The sequence below is a fragment of the Cupriavidus sp. PB-02 genome (genome assembly GCF_058252315.1).
Genome location: NZ_CM177695.1, coordinates 344,279 through 358,962 on the forward strand (window position 1 = coordinate 344,279; position 14,684 = coordinate 358,962).

The 14,684-nt window shown below is 67.2% G+C and carries 13 protein-coding genes; 5 read left to right on the top strand and 8 right to left on the bottom strand.

From position 1 onward, the window contains the following. Positions 1-39 precede the first annotated feature (39 nt). The 4 genes from AC10V3_RS22280 to AC10V3_RS22295 form a co-directional block, all read right to left on the bottom strand. Positions 40-1,059, bottom strand: a complete 1,020-nt coding sequence (locus AC10V3_RS22280; protein WP_022537555.1) for an NAD(P)H-quinone oxidoreductase — start codon at positions 1,057-1,059, stop codon at positions 40-42. A gap of 136 nt (positions 1,060-1,195) precedes the next feature. Continuing rightward, positions 1,196-2,872 (bottom strand): cation/acetate symporter ActP, encoded by a 1,677-nt coding sequence (gene actP / locus AC10V3_RS22285; protein WP_454752640.1) that lies wholly within the window; start codon positions 2,870-2,872, stop codon positions 1,196-1,198. Next, positions 2,869-3,183 carry a DUF485 domain-containing protein gene (locus tag AC10V3_RS22290; RefSeq protein ID WP_022537557.1) on the bottom strand — a complete coding sequence of 105 codons (315 nt, stop codon included), beginning with the start codon at positions 3,181-3,183 and terminating at the stop codon, positions 2,869-2,871. Before AC10V3_RS22290 ends, actP begins: the two co-directional genes overlap by 4 nt. A 44-nt stretch (positions 3,184-3,227) precedes the next feature. Next, positions 3,228-4,907: a fatty acid--CoA ligase gene (locus AC10V3_RS22295; protein WP_490924027.1), complete on the bottom strand. Its 1,680-nt coding sequence runs from the start codon at positions 4,905-4,907 to the stop codon at positions 3,228-3,230. 275 nt (positions 4,908-5,182) lie between these two features. Here AC10V3_RS22295 and AC10V3_RS22300 point away from each other — a divergent pair, with 275 nt between their 5' ends. Both AC10V3_RS22300 and AC10V3_RS22305 read left to right on the top strand, forming a co-directional pair. Further along, on the top strand, positions 5,183-5,971 hold the full coding sequence (locus tag AC10V3_RS22300) for an SDR family NAD(P)-dependent oxidoreductase (RefSeq protein ID WP_454752642.1): 789 nt from the start codon (positions 5,183-5,185) through the stop codon (positions 5,969-5,971). 26 nt (positions 5,972-5,997) lie between these two features. Then, positions 5,998-7,041: a phosphotransferase gene (locus tag AC10V3_RS22305; protein WP_490924028.1), complete on the top strand. Its 1,044-nt coding sequence runs from the start codon at positions 5,998-6,000 to the stop codon at positions 7,039-7,041. An 11-nt stretch (positions 7,042-7,052) separates the two neighbouring features. Here the strand turns inward: AC10V3_RS22305 and AC10V3_RS22310 are convergent, their stop codons facing one another. Further along, complete coding sequence (locus AC10V3_RS22310; protein WP_490924029.1) at positions 7,053-8,258, bottom strand: hypothetical protein; 1,206 nt, start codon at positions 8,256-8,258, stop codon at positions 7,053-7,055. Between the two features lie 400 nt (positions 8,259-8,658). On the opposite strand from AC10V3_RS22310, the gene AC10V3_RS22315 reads away from it, so the two are divergent. Together AC10V3_RS22315 and AC10V3_RS22320 are read left to right on the top strand one after the other, a co-directional pair. Beyond that, positions 8,659-9,336 carry a hypothetical protein gene (locus AC10V3_RS22315; protein WP_490924030.1) on the top strand — a complete coding sequence of 226 codons (678 nt, stop codon included), beginning with the start codon at positions 8,659-8,661 and terminating at the stop codon, positions 9,334-9,336. Positions 9,337-9,338: 2 nt separating this feature from the next. Beyond that, the gene (locus AC10V3_RS22320; RefSeq protein ID WP_022537563.1) at positions 9,339-9,986 is read left to right on the top strand and encodes a hypothetical protein; all 648 of its coding nucleotides are present in this window, start codon (positions 9,339-9,341) and stop codon (positions 9,984-9,986) included. 6 nt (positions 9,987-9,992) lie between these two features. Here AC10V3_RS22320 and AC10V3_RS22325 read toward each other — a convergent pair whose 3' ends face one another. From AC10V3_RS22325 to AC10V3_RS22335, 3 genes are read right to left on the bottom strand one after another with little or no spacing between them, the layout of a single operon-like run. After that, a complete protein-coding gene (locus AC10V3_RS22325) occupies positions 9,993-11,387 on the bottom strand; it encodes a class II fumarate hydratase (protein ID WP_022537564.1) in 1,395 nt (464 codons plus the stop codon). A gap of 5 nt (positions 11,388-11,392) precedes the next feature. Beyond that, on the bottom strand, positions 11,393-12,382 hold the full coding sequence (locus tag AC10V3_RS22330; RefSeq protein ID WP_022537565.1) for a tripartite tricarboxylate transporter substrate binding protein BugD: 990 nt from the start codon (positions 12,380-12,382) through the stop codon (positions 11,393-11,395). A 56-nt stretch (positions 12,383-12,438) separates the two neighbouring features. Next, positions 12,439-13,815 carry a class-II fumarase/aspartase family protein gene (locus tag AC10V3_RS22335; protein WP_022537566.1) on the bottom strand — a complete coding sequence of 459 codons (1,377 nt, stop codon included), beginning with the start codon at positions 13,813-13,815 and terminating at the stop codon, positions 12,439-12,441. 133 nt (positions 13,816-13,948) lie between these two features. Between AC10V3_RS22335 and AC10V3_RS22340 the strand changes: the two genes are divergently transcribed. Next, positions 13,949-14,683 carry a GntR family transcriptional regulator gene (locus tag AC10V3_RS22340; RefSeq protein ID WP_041681916.1) on the top strand — a complete coding sequence of 245 codons (735 nt, stop codon included), beginning with the start codon at positions 13,949-13,951 and terminating at the stop codon, positions 14,681-14,683. Position 14,684 lies beyond the last annotated feature (1 nt).

A 14,684-nucleotide genomic window follows, 5' to 3' on the forward strand; every position in this document is an offset into this window, starting at 1 on the left:
TGATCGTGGCCGACGCCGGCACACGCGTGCCGGCGCCCGTCACGCCTCCATCGTCAGGACGATCTTGCCGATGTGGGTGCCGGAGTCCATCAGTTCGTGCGCCTGCCGCGCATGCTCCAGCGCAAAGGTCTGGTAGAGGACGGGCTTGACCTGGCCCGATGCCATCAGCGGCCACACGTGGGTTTCCAGCTCGCGGATGATCTCGGCCTTTTCCGCGGGCGTGCGCGAGCGCAGTGTCGAGCCGATATGGGTCAGGCGCTTGGTCAGCATCGGGAACAGGTCGACTTCGCGGGCGACGCCCTTGATCACGCCGATCTGAACGATGCGGCCGTTGATCGCCGCGGCGGCATAGTTGCGCGGCACGTAGTCGCCCGCAATGATGTCGACGATGACGTCGGCACCCTTGCCGCCGGTCTCGCGCATCACGGCGTCCACGAAATCCTCTTCCAGGTAGTTCACCGCATAGTCCGCGCCGAGCGCCAGGCTGGCGTCGCGCTGCGCCGCGGAGCTGACCGTGGTGATGATGGTGGCGGCGCCGAATGCCCTGGCGAGCATGGTCGCCGTGGTGCCGATGCCCGAAGCGCCGCCATGGATCAGCACGGTATCGCCGCGGGTGAAACGGCCGCGCTGGAACAGGTTCAGCCACACGGTCATGAAGGTCTCGGGCATGGCGGCGGCTTCCACCAGCTGCAGCCCCTGGGGCAGATGCAGCGTGGTGTCTTCGCTGGCGACGCCATACTCGGCATAGCCGCCGCCCGGGACCAGCGCGCACACGGTGTCGCCGATGCTGAAGTGGGTGACGCCGCTGCCGATGGCCAGCACCTCTCCCGCGACTTCGAGGCCGGGAATGTCGGAAGCGCCGGGAGGAGGATCGTACAAGCCCTTGCGCTGGAACACGTCAGGGCCGTTGACGCCGGCGGCGCGGTGCCGGATCAGCAGCTCGCCGGGGCCGGGGACGGGGACGGGCCGTTGCACCGGCACCAGCACTTCCGGGCCGCCGGGACGGACGATTTCGATGGCCGTCATCGAGGTTGGGATATGGGGGGAATTCGCACGCATGGTAGTTCCTGGGGTACGTCGTTGAGTGTGCAGAGGCAGTAGCCACGATGGCTTGCCTCAAGGTGGAGGCAGTATAGGTTTGCGAAATCGCCAGCGGTGATGCAGCAATTCATGGCTCCGATGCAGAATTGCATCGTCAGTGCTCCGAAGCCGCCGCTGCGCCATGGCCGGTCTCTGCGCGCACAAGTTGCACGTCGAATGCCTCGCGCTCCGCAACCGCACGCGGGCTGCGGTCGAGCCGCGAGCACGCCCAGGTGACCAGGAATGCGAGCGGCACCGTGAACAACGCCGGATGGTCATAGGGAAAGAGCGCGGCAGGATGCCCAAGCACGTTCTTCCACACCGCCGGCGAAAGGATCACCAGCACGACCGACGACACCAGGCCAGTGGCCACGCCCCAGACCGCGCCACGGCTGGTCAGCCCCTTCCAGTACATCGACAGCACCAGCACCGGGAAATTTGCCGACGCCGCCACGTTGAATGCCAGCGCCACCAGGAAGGCCAGGTTCTGCCCCCTGAAGCCGATGCCGAGCAGCACCGCAACCACGCCGATCACCACCGTCGCCCGTCGGGTGACGGCGATCTCTGCCGCCTCAGTAGTATTGCCGCGCCGCAGGACGTTGGCATAGAGATCGTGCGAGATCGCCGACGCGCCCGCGAGCGTCAGTCCTGAAACCACCGCAAGGATGGTGGCAAACGCCACCGCCGCCAGGAAGCCGAGGAAGAGATTGCCGCCGGTGGCACGGGCAAGGTGCATCGCCACCATGTTCGCGCCGCCCAGCAGGCGCCCGCCGGCCTGCCCCAGCTCGAAGTAGCGGCCATCGGTGCCGACGATGACAATGGCGGCAAGGCCGATGGCGAACATGGCGAGGAACATGTAGCCGATGCAGGAGCTGGCCACCAGCACGCTCTTGCGCGCCTCGCGTGCATTGGGCACGGTGAAGAAACGCATCAGGATATGCGGCAGGCCCGACAGGCCCAGCACGGTTGCCACGCACAGCGACAGCGCCGAGACCGGGTCCGCGAACAGCGTCCCCGGCGCCAGCAGCGCGCTGCCGCTCTGATGTACCGCCGTCGCGCGCCTGGCCAGCACCTCGAAGCTGAAGCCGAACTGCACCATCGACAACAGCAGCAGCAAGGTGCCGCCGAACAGCAGCAGGACCGCCTTGATGATCTGGACCCAGGTCGTGGCGATCATGCCGCCGACGCTGACGTAGACCATCATCAGTGCGCCGACCCCGATCACGGCATAGGCGTAGTCGATGCCAAATAGCAGCTGCACCAGCTCGCCCGCGCCGACCATCTGCACGATCAGGTAAAGCAGCACCACCACCAGGCTGCTCGCCGCGGCCACGCAGCGGGTGCTGACGGGGTCGAGCCGGTCGGAGATGATGTCCACGAAGGTGAATTTGCCGAGGTTGCGCAGCCGCTCCGCCATCAGGAACAGCATCACCGGCCAGCCGACAAAGAATCCGACGATGTAGAGCAAGCCGTCGAAGCCGCGTGCGTAGACCAGGCTGACAACGCCCAGCAGTGTCGCCGCGGACATGTAGTCGCCCGCCACCGCCAGGCCGTTCTGCGTGCCCGAGATGCCGGCGCCGGCGGTAAAGAAGTCCTGGGCGGTCCGCGTCCGCCGCGATGCCCACCAGGTGATGGCGAGCGTCAGTGCGACAAAGACCAGGAACATCGCGATCGCTTCGGGGTTCAGCGGCTGGGCCTGTCCGGCTTCGATGGCTGGGCCGGCCTGTGCCACTGTCGGAGCTGCCGCAAGGGAAGACATCGCCGTCAAGGCGTCAGCGTGGCGCGGCTTCATTGACGGGCCTCCTGCAGGATCGTCCCGACGAGGGCTTCCAGCACCCCATTTGCCCGATGCACATAGAACCACGTCGCCAGCCATCCGAGCAGGATGACGCCGATGGCAAGGGCGATGCCGAGATTGATCATTCCGCTTGCATGGAGTGGCCGGCCCAGCACGTGCGGCGCGGCAGCTACTGCGAGCATCAGCGCAAGATACGGACCGAGTACCAGTACAAGCAGCCCGCATGACAGGCGGGCGCGGCGGCGCGCCAGCTCCGCGAACCTGGGATGGCGCCGGATGCGCGCGATGGTGGTGGAATCCTGCATGACTTGTCTCCTGTGATGTTGTGGTCGTTGGCTTGCGGCAATGCCTATCCGTTCGCGCCGCCCGCCGGGGAAACGGCTGCGTATTTTTCGCGAAGCAGGCGCTTGTTGATCTTGCCGACGCTGGTTTTCTCGATGGCCTCCACGAACAGCACGTGGTCCGGCACCGCGTACCGCGAGATCGCGCCGCGGCGCACATATTCGTGCAGGTGCGTGCGGATCGCGGCGGCGTCGGCGGCCTGCCCGGGCCGCAGCACGATCACGGGCAGCGGCCGTTCGCCCCAGCGCGCGTCCTTGATGCCGATCACGGCCACTTCGCTGACCGCGGCGTGGCGCGAGATCAGGTCTTCCAGCTCCAGCGACGAGACCCATTCGCCGCCGCTCTTGATCACGTCCTTGATGCGGTCGGTGACCTGGAGGTAGCCGTCGCTGTCGATGGCGCCGATATCGCCGGTATGGAGATAGCCGCCAGCCCACAGGTGCTCGGATTCGGCGGCATTGCCGAGATAGCCCTGGGTCAGCCAGGGTGCGCGCACCACGATCTCGCCTGTGGCCTTGCCGTCGTGCGCGATGTCGCGCATCTCGTCGTCGACGATGCGCAGGTCCACCAGCGGGATCGGCAACCCGGTCCTGGTGCGGATGTCCAGCGCGGCTTCGGCATCGGCAAGCAACGGCGTCTTGACCTGCGCCAGCGTGAGGATGGGACACGTCTCGGACATGCCGTAGCCGGTAAAGACGTCGATGCCGCGCGCCAGCGCCGCCTGCGCCAGCCCGCGCGGCAGCGCCGAGCCGCCGACGATGATCTTCAGGCGGCTCAGGTCCGTGTGCGCGCAATCGGGATGCGACAGCAGCATATGCAGCAGCGTGGGTACGCCATGCGAGAAGGTCACGCCCTCGCGCGCGATCAGCGCGAGCAGATGGTCGGCGGCATAGCGGCCCGGATATACCTGGCGCAGGCCGAGCGCGGTTGCCACGAAAGGCATCCCCCATGCATGCACATGGAACATCGGCGTGAGCGGCATGTAGACATCGTCCCGGTGCACCCGGCCTTGCACCGGGGCGCTGGTCAGCGCCGTCATGGTCGCCAGCGTGTGCAGCACGATCTGCCGGTGGCTGAAGTAGACCCCCTTGGGCAAGCCGGTGGTGCCGGTGGTGTAGAAGGTCGTGGCGCGCGCGTTCTCGTCGAAGTCCGCAAACGCATAGTCAGGCGGTGACGAGGCCAGCATCGCTTCATACCCGGCAACGAAGCCGTCGGGCAGCGGCGCGCTGTCCATGCCGAAACTGCTGTCGCTGGCCAGGACATAGCACTCGATGGTGCCCAGCTGGTCGCGGATGGCATCGATCACCGGCAGGAAGTCGGCATGGACGATCAGCAGCCTGGCGCCTGCGTGGTTCAGCGTGTAGGCGATCTGCTCGGGCGACAGGCGCACATTCACGGTCATCAGCACGGCGCCCATCATGGGGATGGCGAAGTAGCCCTCCAGGTAGCGATGGCTGTCCCAGTCCATCACCGCGACGGTGTCGCCGGGCCGGATACCGAGCGTGTGCAGGCCGCTGGCCAGCTGGCCGATGCGGTGGCGCAAGCTCCAGTAGCTGAGCCTGGCCTGGTCGCGATAGACGATCTCCTGCTCCGGATTGACCGCCAGCGGTGTATGCAGGAGCTGCTTGATCAGAAGCGGGTAGGCGTACGCCGACGGCGTTCGCGGGATGGGGGTTGGCTGTGACACGGAGCCTCCTGGTTCGCGGTGGCGGCGGCCCGGGGCAGCGCGGCCAGCGTGGGTGCGCGCCATCCGCGGGAATGCCGGATGCCTGGCAGCGTAAGCGCGCGCAGGCCGCAATCCAGCCCCCCGATCGGGGAGTCCCGCGGCTTCGGGTGGGTGGCCAGGCGGGGGGGCGGGAGGACGAAGCTGGGGCCTCCCCGATCGGGGGGCTGGCGTTGCCGGGGTTGTCGCCTACGCTGTGCGCTCCACTGACAGTGCCCAACGACGAAGGAGACGACGCCATGGATTCCTCCCCCTATTTCCGACCCGTGTTCCCTGACCTGGCAGGCAAGGTGGCATTGGTCACCGGCGCGTTCGGCGGTCTCGGCCGCCACTTTGCGCTGACACTGGCCGGCGCGGGGTGCAGCGTGGCGCTCGCGGGCAGGCGTGGCGCCGACGGCGAGCCGTTGCTGGAAGAGATCCGCGCCGCTGGCGGGACGGGGTGCGTCGTGAAGCTCGACGTGCGCGATGCCGCCTCGGTGTCGGACGCCTTCACGCAAGCGCGCGAGGCGCTCGGCACCGTGGAGATCGTCATCAACAGCGCCGGCATCGCCACCACGGAAGCAGCGCTTGCGACGACCGAGGCGGACTGGGCCAGTGTCATCGACACCAACCTGAGCGGCGCCTGGCGGGTCGCCCAACGCGCGGCGCGGCACATGCGCGAGGCCGGCCGGCAGGGCAGCATCGTCAACATTGCCTCGATCCTCGGCCTGCGCGTGGCCCAGCAGGTGCCGGCGTACACCGCAGCCAAGGCCGGGCTGATCCACCTGACGCGCTCGCTGGCGCTGGAATGGGCGCGCCATGGCATCCGTGTGAACGCGCTGGCGCCGGGCTATTTCGAAACCGGGATCAACCGCGCATACTTCGAAACCGAAAGCGGGCAGGCCATGATCCGGCGCATTCCGCAACGGCGCCTGGGGCATCCGTCGCAACTGGACGGTGCGCTGATGCTATTGGCTTCCGACGCCGGCAGCTACATCACCGGCGCGGTGCTGCCGGTGGATGGCGGGCACCTGGTGGGCTCGCTCTGATACACGCTCTGACACACGTATTCGCGATGAACGAAACGCATCACCACGACTGGGACGCGCTGGCCAGGCTGCTGCGCGCGCACGGGCTGATCGACCAGCCGCAGGTGTCCGTGTCCCGCCTTGCGGGCGGGCAATCCAATCCGACTTTCCTGGTGGCATCCGACGAACGCCGCTATGTGCTGCGCACCAGGCCGCCTGGCCTGGTCCATGCCAACGCCCATGCCATCGACCGCGAGTACCGCGTGATGCAGGCACTACGCGACAGCGGCGTGCCGGTCCCGGCCGTGTACCTCTACAGCGAAGACCGCTCGGTCACCGGCAGCCCGTTCTATGTGATGGCGTACCTGGAGGGCAGGGTGCTGCTCGACCAGTCGCTGCCAGGCATGCCGCCCGCGCAGCGCAGCGCCATCTACGCGGAGATGAACCGCGTGCTGGCCGCGCTGCACCGTGTCGACTTCCGGCAGGCGGGGCTGGCCGACTACAGCCGCACCGGCAACTACCTCGAACGCCAGATCGCCGGCTGGAGCCGCCAGTGCCGCGAACTGCCGGTTGTGGAGTGCCAGGCCATGCAGTCGCTGATGAACTGGTTGCCAAAGAACATCCCCGCCACAGAAGGCACGTGCATCGTCCATGGCGACTTCCGGCTGGATAACGTGGTTTTCCACCCCAGCGAACCCAGGATCATCGGCGTGCTGGACTGGGAGCTGTCGGCCCTTGGCGATCCGCTGGTCGATTTCGCGTATCACTGCCTGAGCTGGCATATCCCGCCGTCGCTGTGGCGCGGGATCGCCGGACTGGATCTCGATGGTCTCGGCATCCCGGCAGAGGCAAGCTATATGCAGTGGTACTGCGTTGCGACCGACAGGCAGGGCATCGGGCATTGGGACTTCTATCTCGCCTACAACCTGTTCCGCCTGGCCGCCATCCTGTTCGGCATCGCGCAGCGTGCGCGGCAGGGCAATGCGGCCGCTGCCGATGCGGTGGAAACGGGACAGAAGGCCAGGCCGATGGCCGAGCTGGCGTGGCACTACGCGATGCGGCACGAGGCCGCGCGGCGGGTGCAGGGCTGATGGCCCCGCCGCTACTCATACAAGTGAAAGGCGCTGAAATCCCGTAGCCGGTATCCAGCCTTGGCGAGCTTGTCTAACTCCTCCTGGTAGCTGTCGCTCAGCATGTTGTGGCGCGCCTGCCAGACCGGACCGTCCGTCTTCTCCCAGATGGCCGCATAGCGGCCGCTGTCGCCGGCCTTCCAGCTGCTCAGGTGCACCAGCCGGTAGCCCTGCTGGCCGAGCTCGTTGAAGGCCTGCTGGTACTGCGCCGAGCTCATGCCGTAGCGCGCGGCGAAAGGCGGACTGGCACGCTTCTCGAAGATGGCGGCGTAAAGGTCCTGGCCGTTGACGTTGTAGCCGCTCACGCGCACGGGGCCGAAGCCGTCCCGCACCGCGCGGTCGATCTCGGCCTGGTAGGCCGCCGCGGTAATGCCGTGGAAGGCGCGGAACTCGGGGCCCTGCACCTTTTCGAAAATGACCGCGTAGCGGTCGATGCCGCCGCTGGTGAAGCCGGCCACGTCGACCGGCCGGTAGCCGGCCTGGACCCAGCGGTCGAGCTCGCGCTGGTACTCTGCGCGCGTGAGGCCCTGGCGCGCGACAAAGGCCGGGCCCTCCCGCTGCTCGAAGAGCGCAGCGTAGGTCGGCCTGCCATTGACGCCATACCCGCGCACGACAACCGGCCGGAAACCACGCGCCACCAGGCTCTCGAACTCCTGCTGGTACTGCTGCGCGCTCAGCCCATTCCGCGCCTCCCAGGCGGGTCCGGAAGACTTGTCCCACACTGCTGCAAAGATGGTGAGCTCGGGATTGGTGCGCAATGCCGAGCGCGATGATGCGGTATTGCTGCGGCAGCAAAACACCTTGCTGCCGGTCACGCACGCGGCACCGCTGAAGCTGCCCGCGGGCGGCGTGCGCCGCTGCTCGCCGGCGCCGCAACTGCCGTCGCAAGAGGGCGCGGTGCCATCCCAGCGGCATTCGCTGCCCTGGGTCGCGGGGCAGCACAGCGCCTTGCTGCCGGTCGAGCAGGCTTCGCCGAAGTCCATATTCTGGATGCCGGGAAACGCGTCCTGCCAGTGATCCGGCGATGAGCTGAGACGCATGGTCTCCGACTCGCCGCCGCGGCAGGAGCCGCTGCAGAAGGGCGCGGTACCGTCCCAGCGGCACGTCTGCGCCAGCGCCAGGGAGGCTGCCGTGGCGGCAAGCAGGGCGACGAGCGCCGCGATGAAGGGCTTGAACATGCGAGCCTCCCTCCGGAAAGCCGGCGCGCAAGCGGTGGGTCCGCTGGCCGAATGCAGTGCCCTTGCGCGCATAGGGCGTGCGCTACGGGCAAGTTTAGGCAGGCGTGGCGGGCCAGTGGAAAGAGTGTCTAAGGACGGATCTGTGCGGCAAGCAAGACGTAACAGCGCTGATACCGCCTCATGCGCCACAAAGCCCAAAGGATTTTGCGCCCGATCAAGTTACGGTGTGGATCACTGCCTACAGTAAAGGCGGCGGCAGCCGGCCAGTCCGGGGTCGCCATTGCCGTCCGGTCTCGTCCAGGCGCCTGCCCGCCTGAGATCCGCAGGATCGATGCCATCGTGCCCGCGATGACATCGACGATGACCTCCGCCGTGGACAGACAGGTCGAGGTGCGCGCCCGTGTTGACTACTTCCATCGATCCGCATGCCGCCGAAGAGCGACCCCGCCTGCTCGATACCGTCGACCGGGTCTCCGAGATGTGCTTCGGCCTGTTCATGGCGCTGACCTTCGTGGGGGCGGTATCGGCTGTGGCGGCCCCGGCAGATGCCGGCCGCGTCATGTTCCAAACGGCCCTCGGCTGCAACCTGGCCTGGGGGCTTGTCGACGCGGTGATGTACCTGGTCCGGACCCTGACCGAGCGGGGGCGCAAGCTGTCGCTGGTCAAGGCGGTGCGCAGCGCAAGCGACCCGTCCGATGGCATCGCACGCCTGCGCGAAGCGCTTTCGCCGGCCTTGCGGACGCTGGTCGCCGACACGGAGCTGGAGGCAATGCGCAGCCGTATCGCCAGGTCGACCGACTGGCCCGAGAAGCCCGCGCTGCGCGGCCAGGACTTTCTCGCGGCAGCGGCGATCTTCGGGATTGTCGTGCTCGCGACGTTCCCGGTTGCGCTTCCCTTTATCCTCATTCACGAGGTCCCGACGGCGCTGCTGGTATCGCGGGTCCTGACCATCGTGATGTTGTTCGGCGCCGGCATTGCCCTCGGGCGCCACGCCGGCTTCGGCGGCTGGATAGCAGGCGTGGCCATGACGGTGCTGGGCATCGCGCTGACAGTGGCCATCATCCTGCTGGGAGGCTGAGCATGTGGGCCGCGCGGCTGGCCGCGCCCTGCCTGCTGCTGGCCGCGGCAACCGCGCCGCTGGATGCGCGCGCAGCCGAACAAAGCGAAGCCCAGCCACCGGCGGCGGAAGCGCCCGCCTGGAGCGGCTCGCTCGCAGCCTACCTCAACCTGCCGCGCGGCAATGAGGCCTATGTCACCGGCATCGCCATCGCCAATCGCGGCGCCTTGCACCTGGAAGCCCGCAGCAACTACGAAGGCATGGACGCGTACTCGTTCTTCGTCGGGTACAACCTCGGTGTCGGCGAAGCCGTGCGCCTGGACTTCACGCCGATCCTGGGGTTTGTCACGGGCAGCACGCACAGCGTGGTGGGCGGCTTCGAGGCCACGTTGACCGGCCGGTATGCGGATGCCTATATCGAGTTCGAGTACGTGCCGGACGCCCAGCCGTCCGGCTACGCCTACGCCTGGAGCGAGCTGGCGTTCCGCCCGGTCGAATGGTTCCGCATCGGCCTTGCCGCCCAGCGCACGCGCGTGCATGACAACGGCCGCAACCTGCAACGCGGCGTGTTTGCGCAGGTGAAGGGCAAGCACGTCGCCGCCGCGGTGTACTGGTTCAACCCGGCGTCGCATGAGCAGGTCACCGTGATTTCCGTGGCGATCAGCTTCTGACGGGGGCTAAGGATTCCCCTTGGCCATGCGCATCGGATCGACCAGCCGGTCGAATTCCTCCCCGCTCAGCAATCCCAGTTCAAGCGCTGCCGCGCGCGGCGCAATGCCGCGGCTGACGGCGGTATTCGTGATCTGCGCGGCGCGATCGTACCCCAGCACGGAATTGAGCGCCGTCACGGCGAGCAGGGGGTTCTCCAGGTTTCGCGCAAGCTTCTCACGGTTCGGCGCAAGCCCCCGGACCAGCCGTTGCGCAAACATGCGGGCGCTGTCCGCCAGCACGCGAATCGACTGCAGCACGTTGTAGATCAGTACCGGCTTGGCGACGTTGAGCTCGAAGCTGCCGGAGGCGCCGGCCATGGTGACCGTCATGTGGTTGCCGCACACCTGCATGGCCGCCTGGACCACGACCTCCGCCACAGTCGGATTGCGCTTGCCCGGCATGATGGATGAGGTCAGGCCATCCTCGGGGATCAGCAGCTCGCCCAGGCCGCAGTTCGGGCCCGATCCGAGCCAGCGCAGGTCGTTGGCGATCTTCGTGAACGACACCGCGATCACGTTGAGCACGCCCGACAGCTCGACCAGTGCATCGTGGGCCGCCATGCCTTCGACCTTGCACGGGTTCGGCCGGAACGCCAGGCCGCTCAGCTGGCTGGCCTCTTCGCAGAATGCCGCGGCAAAACCGGGCGGGGCGTTCAGGCCCGTGCCGGCGGCGGTGCCGCCTTGCGGCAGCACCAGCAGGCGCGGCATGGTGCCGTGCAGGCGTTCGAGCGCATTGTCGAGCTGCGCGGTGAAGCCTTCGAACGCCATCCCCATTGTCATCGGCACGGCATCCATCAAATGCGTGCGCGCGATCTTCAGCACATCGGCAAAGGCATCGGCACGCTCGCGCAGGCTGTCGCGCAGCAGCACCAGGGCAGGGATCAGCCTGTCCTTTAGCTCGAGCGCCGCGGTCATATGCATGACCGTGGGAAAGCTGTCGTTGGAAGACTGCGAGGCGTTCACATGGTCGTTCGGATGGACCGGCGATTTCGTGCCGAGCGGCTGGCCCAGGCACTCGTTGGCCCGGTTCGCGATCACCTCGTTCGCATTCATGTTGGTCTGCGTGCCGGACCCCGTTTGCCAGATGGTGAGCGGGAAGTGCTGGTCGAACTTGCCGCTGCGCAGCTCCGCTGCAGCGGCGACGATCATCTCGCCCAGGCCCGGATCCAGCACGCCACAGCGCATGTTCGCCTGCGCCGCCGCCATCTTGTGCAGGCCGAACGCATGGATCAGGCACGCCGGGAAGCGCTCCTCACCCACCTCGAAGATGGCCAGGGCGCGCTGCGTCTGCGCCCCCCAGTAGCGGTCGGCCCGGATATCGACCGGGCCGAAGGCATCATGCTCGACGCGAAACGCTGTCATGGCGCTCAGTCCAGCGAGATGTTGGCCTTGGCCGCCACGGTCTTCCAGCGTTCGACTTCCGCAGCCGTGTGCTTGCCCAGCGCGCTGGCCGTGTAGCGCTCGGGCGGCAGCATCTGGATCGCCTGTGCCGACATCTTCGCGGTGAACGCCTTGTCGGTCATGACCTTCAGATAGGCCTGCTGCATCTTGTCGATGACCGCTTGCGGCGTCCCCTTCGGTGCGTAGATGCCGTACCAGGTGCTGGCCTCGAATCCCGGCACCACGGTTTCCGCCAGCGTCGGCACGTCCTTGAGTTGCGCCACCCTGGCTGCGGAGGTCACCGCCAGCGGCCGGACCTTGGATTCCGTGATCTGCGGCAGCGCGGTATTGGTCTGGTCGAACATGCCGTCGACCTGTCCGCCGATCACGTCGATCAGTGCCGGGCCCGCGCCCTTGTACGGCACCAGCGAGACCTTGATGCCGGCCGACGCGGCGAACAGCGCCGCCACCAGGTGCGAGGTCGAGCCCACCCCGGCATTGCTGATAAACAGCTTGCCGGGGTTCTTCTTGCCCATTTCGACCAGCTCGCGCACATCCTTGGCCGGGTGGTCCTTGCGGACCATCAGCACCATCGGCGTATCGGGAAAGCGGAACACCGGCGCGAAATCCTTGACCGGGTCATAGGGCAGCTTCTTGTACAGCGCGGGCGCGGCGCCCATGTAGCCCATGTGCCCGACCAGCATGGTGTAGCCGTCGGCCTGCGCTCGCGCTGCCTTGGCGGCGCCGACCGTACCGCCGGCGCCCGGCGAGTTGTCGATGATGATCGACTGGCCGACCTCGCGCGAGACGCGGTCGGCAATGGTCCGCGCCAGCGCGTCGGTCGGTCCGCCGGCGGCGAACGGCACGATCCAGGTGATGGGCTTGGCGGGATACGACTGCGCGAAGGCCGGCATGGCCGCGGCCAGTGCGGCGGCGGTGATGGCGGCGCTGGCGGCGAAGGTGCGGATGCGATTCATGAAGGGTGTCTCCTGCTTATGGTGTCTGTGGTGTGTTTCAGGTTGCGATGCCGGCCTCAGGCTGCGGATTGCCTGGACAGGGCGACGGCGCGGTCGACCATCTGGGGCGCGAGGCCCAGGTAGTTCGCCGGATCGGTCATGCGATCGATGGCGGCGCGGTCGAAATGGCGGGTGACTTCGGGCAGCGCGGCCAGGGCATCGGCCAGCGTGCCGCCGCGCTCGTTGACGGTGCGGCAGGCGTCATAGACCACGTCGTGCGCCTGCTGCCGGCCGATGTGGGGCGCCATGCCCATCATCACGGCCTCGGCCACGATCAGGCCGTTGGTGATGCCGAGGTTGTGCTTCATGCGGGCTTCATCGACGATCAGGCCGCCCAGCGCAAACTTGGCCTGGTGCAGCGCGCCGGCGCTCAGGATGAAGCTCTCCGGGATGGCGATCCATTCTGCGTGCCACGGGCCGGTGGCGCGCTCGAAGTCCTGCACCATGGCATCGACCATCAGCCCCGCGTGCTGGCGCACGGCCTTGGAGGCCGCCAGCATCAGCTCGCTGGAAATCGGGTTGCGCTTTTGCGGCATGGTGCTGCTGGCGCCGCGGCCCTTGACGAAGGGTTCATAGACTTCGGCGAACTCGGTCGACGCCATGATCATGATGTCGAGCGCGATCTTGCCGAGCGAGCCGGTGATGAGCGCGAGCAGGTTCACCGCTTCGGCAAAGCCGTCGCGCGCCACATGCCAGGTCGTCGCGGGCACGCCGAGGCCGAGTTCATCGGCCAGCGCCTCCTGCACTGCGAAGCCCTGGTCGCCCAGCGAGGCCAGCGTGCCGGCCGCACCGGCGAACTCGACCACCGCCACGCGGGGACGCAGTTCGGCCAGGCGCTGCTGGTGGCGGTCGAACATCGCCAGCCAGATCGCGACCTTGTAGCCGAAGGTGACGGGCAGTGCTTGCTGCAGGTGGGTGCGGCCCGCCATGGGCGTATTGCGATGCTTCACGGCGAGGTCGGCCAGGATGCCGCGCAGCTCGCGGATATCCGCATCGATGCTGTCGAGCGCGTCGCGCACCTGCAGCGCGACGGCGGTGTCCATGATGTCCTGGGTGGTAGCGCCCCAGTGCACATAGCGCCCGGCGTCCCCGCACATCGACACGAGCTGGTGCACCAGCGGCAGGATCGGGTAGCCGACGATGTCGGTTTCCTCGCGCATATGGTCGAAGTCGATCCGCTCGATGCGGGATTCGCGGGCGATGGTCTCGGCCGCTTCCGGGGGGATCACGCCGGCCTTGGCCTCGGCCCGGGCAAGTCCGACCTCGACGTCGATATACCGCTGGACCAGCGCGATATCGGAGAAAATCTCGCGCATCTTGCTGGTGCCGAATGCGTCGCGGAAGAGGATGGAGTCGACGACAGTGCTGGCCGCCGCGGTAGTGAACATGGACATGGTGCTACCTTGGAGAGGTGAGAGGTGCGTTAATATGTTCGAACATATCGGTATGTAGCCATTAAATATGTTCGAACATATTTAGGAAATGATGGTTAACCCGTGTTCGCGTTTTGTGACGCGGCAGGCATTCATGAACAAGACCAATTCAGCAGACATCAGCAGGCAGCTCATCGAGGGCATCACCAGCGGTCGCTTTGCGGTCGGCTCGCTGCTGCCGACGGAATTCGAGCTGTGCGAGCAGTACCAGGCCAGCCGCTACACCATCCGCGCGGTGCTGCAGGAGTTGCAGCAGCTGGGGCTGGTGTCGCGGCGCAAGAACGTGGGCACGCGGGTGGAGTCGGCCAGGCCCAGGCCGGTATTCCGGCCCTCGCTGGCGTCAGTGGACGACCTGGTGCAGTTCGGCGCGGAGCACCTGCGGGTGGTGCAGTCGGTGGAGGAGATCGCTGTGCCGGCCGACGTCGCGGCGGAGATCGGATGCGAGCCCGGCGTGCGCTGGCTGCGCATCTCCAGCCTGCGCATGGATGGCGGCAAGGACGGCCCGCCGATGGCGTGGACCGATGTGTATGTGGATCCGGCCTATGCGGAGATCGGCGACATGGTGCGCGCGTCGCCGGACACGCTGGTCAGCGCGCTGATCGAGTCGCGCTACGACCGGCAGATTGCGGAGATCTACCAGGATGTGCGCGCCTTTGCCGTCAAGGACGGACGCATTGCTGACGCGCTCAGGCTGGAGGCGGGCGCCGCTGCGCTGAAGATTGTGCGGCGCTATATGGACGCGGCTGGCGAGACCTTCGAGGTCTCGGTCACCGTGCATCCGGCGGATAGTTTCTCGGTGTCGATGCGGATGCAGCGCTCGGCGGGGTGAG

Excerpts from the sequence above, each read along its gene's own strand:
- AC10V3_RS22290 (WP_022537557.1), bottom strand. The coding sequence starts at position 3,183 with ATGCAGGATTCCACCACCATCGCGCGCATCCGGCGCCATCCCAGGTTC.
- AC10V3_RS22300 (WP_454752642.1), top strand. The coding sequence starts at position 5,183 with ATGGATTCCTCCCCCTATTTCCGACCCGTGTTCCCTGACCTGGCAGGC.
- AC10V3_RS22325 (WP_022537564.1), bottom strand. The coding sequence starts at position 11,387 with ATGACAGCGTTTCGCGTCGAGCATGATGCCTTCGGCCCGGTCGATATC.
- actP (WP_454752640.1), bottom strand. The coding sequence starts at position 2,872 with ATGAAGCCGCGCCACGCTGACGCCTTGACGGCGATGTCTTCCCTTGCG.
- AC10V3_RS22305 (WP_490924028.1), top strand. The coding sequence starts at position 5,998 with ATGAACGAAACGCATCACCACGACTGGGACGCGCTGGCCAGGCTGCTG.
- AC10V3_RS22330 (WP_022537565.1), bottom strand. The coding sequence starts at position 12,382 with ATGAATCGCATCCGCACCTTCGCCGCCAGCGCCGCCATCACCGCCGCC.
- AC10V3_RS22280 (WP_022537555.1), bottom strand. The coding sequence starts at position 1,059 with ATGCGTGCGAATTCCCCCCATATCCCAACCTCGATGACGGCCATCGAA.
- AC10V3_RS22310 (WP_490924029.1), bottom strand. The coding sequence starts at position 8,258 with ATGTTCAAGCCCTTCATCGCGGCGCTCGTCGCCCTGCTTGCCGCCACG.
- AC10V3_RS22335 (WP_022537566.1), bottom strand. The coding sequence starts at position 13,815 with ATGTCCATGTTCACTACCGCGGCGGCCAGCACTGTCGTCGACTCCATC.
- AC10V3_RS22340 (WP_041681916.1), top strand. The coding sequence starts at position 13,949 with ATGAACAAGACCAATTCAGCAGACATCAGCAGGCAGCTCATCGAGGGC.
- AC10V3_RS22320 (WP_022537563.1), top strand. The coding sequence starts at position 9,339 with ATGTGGGCCGCGCGGCTGGCCGCGCCCTGCCTGCTGCTGGCCGCGGCA.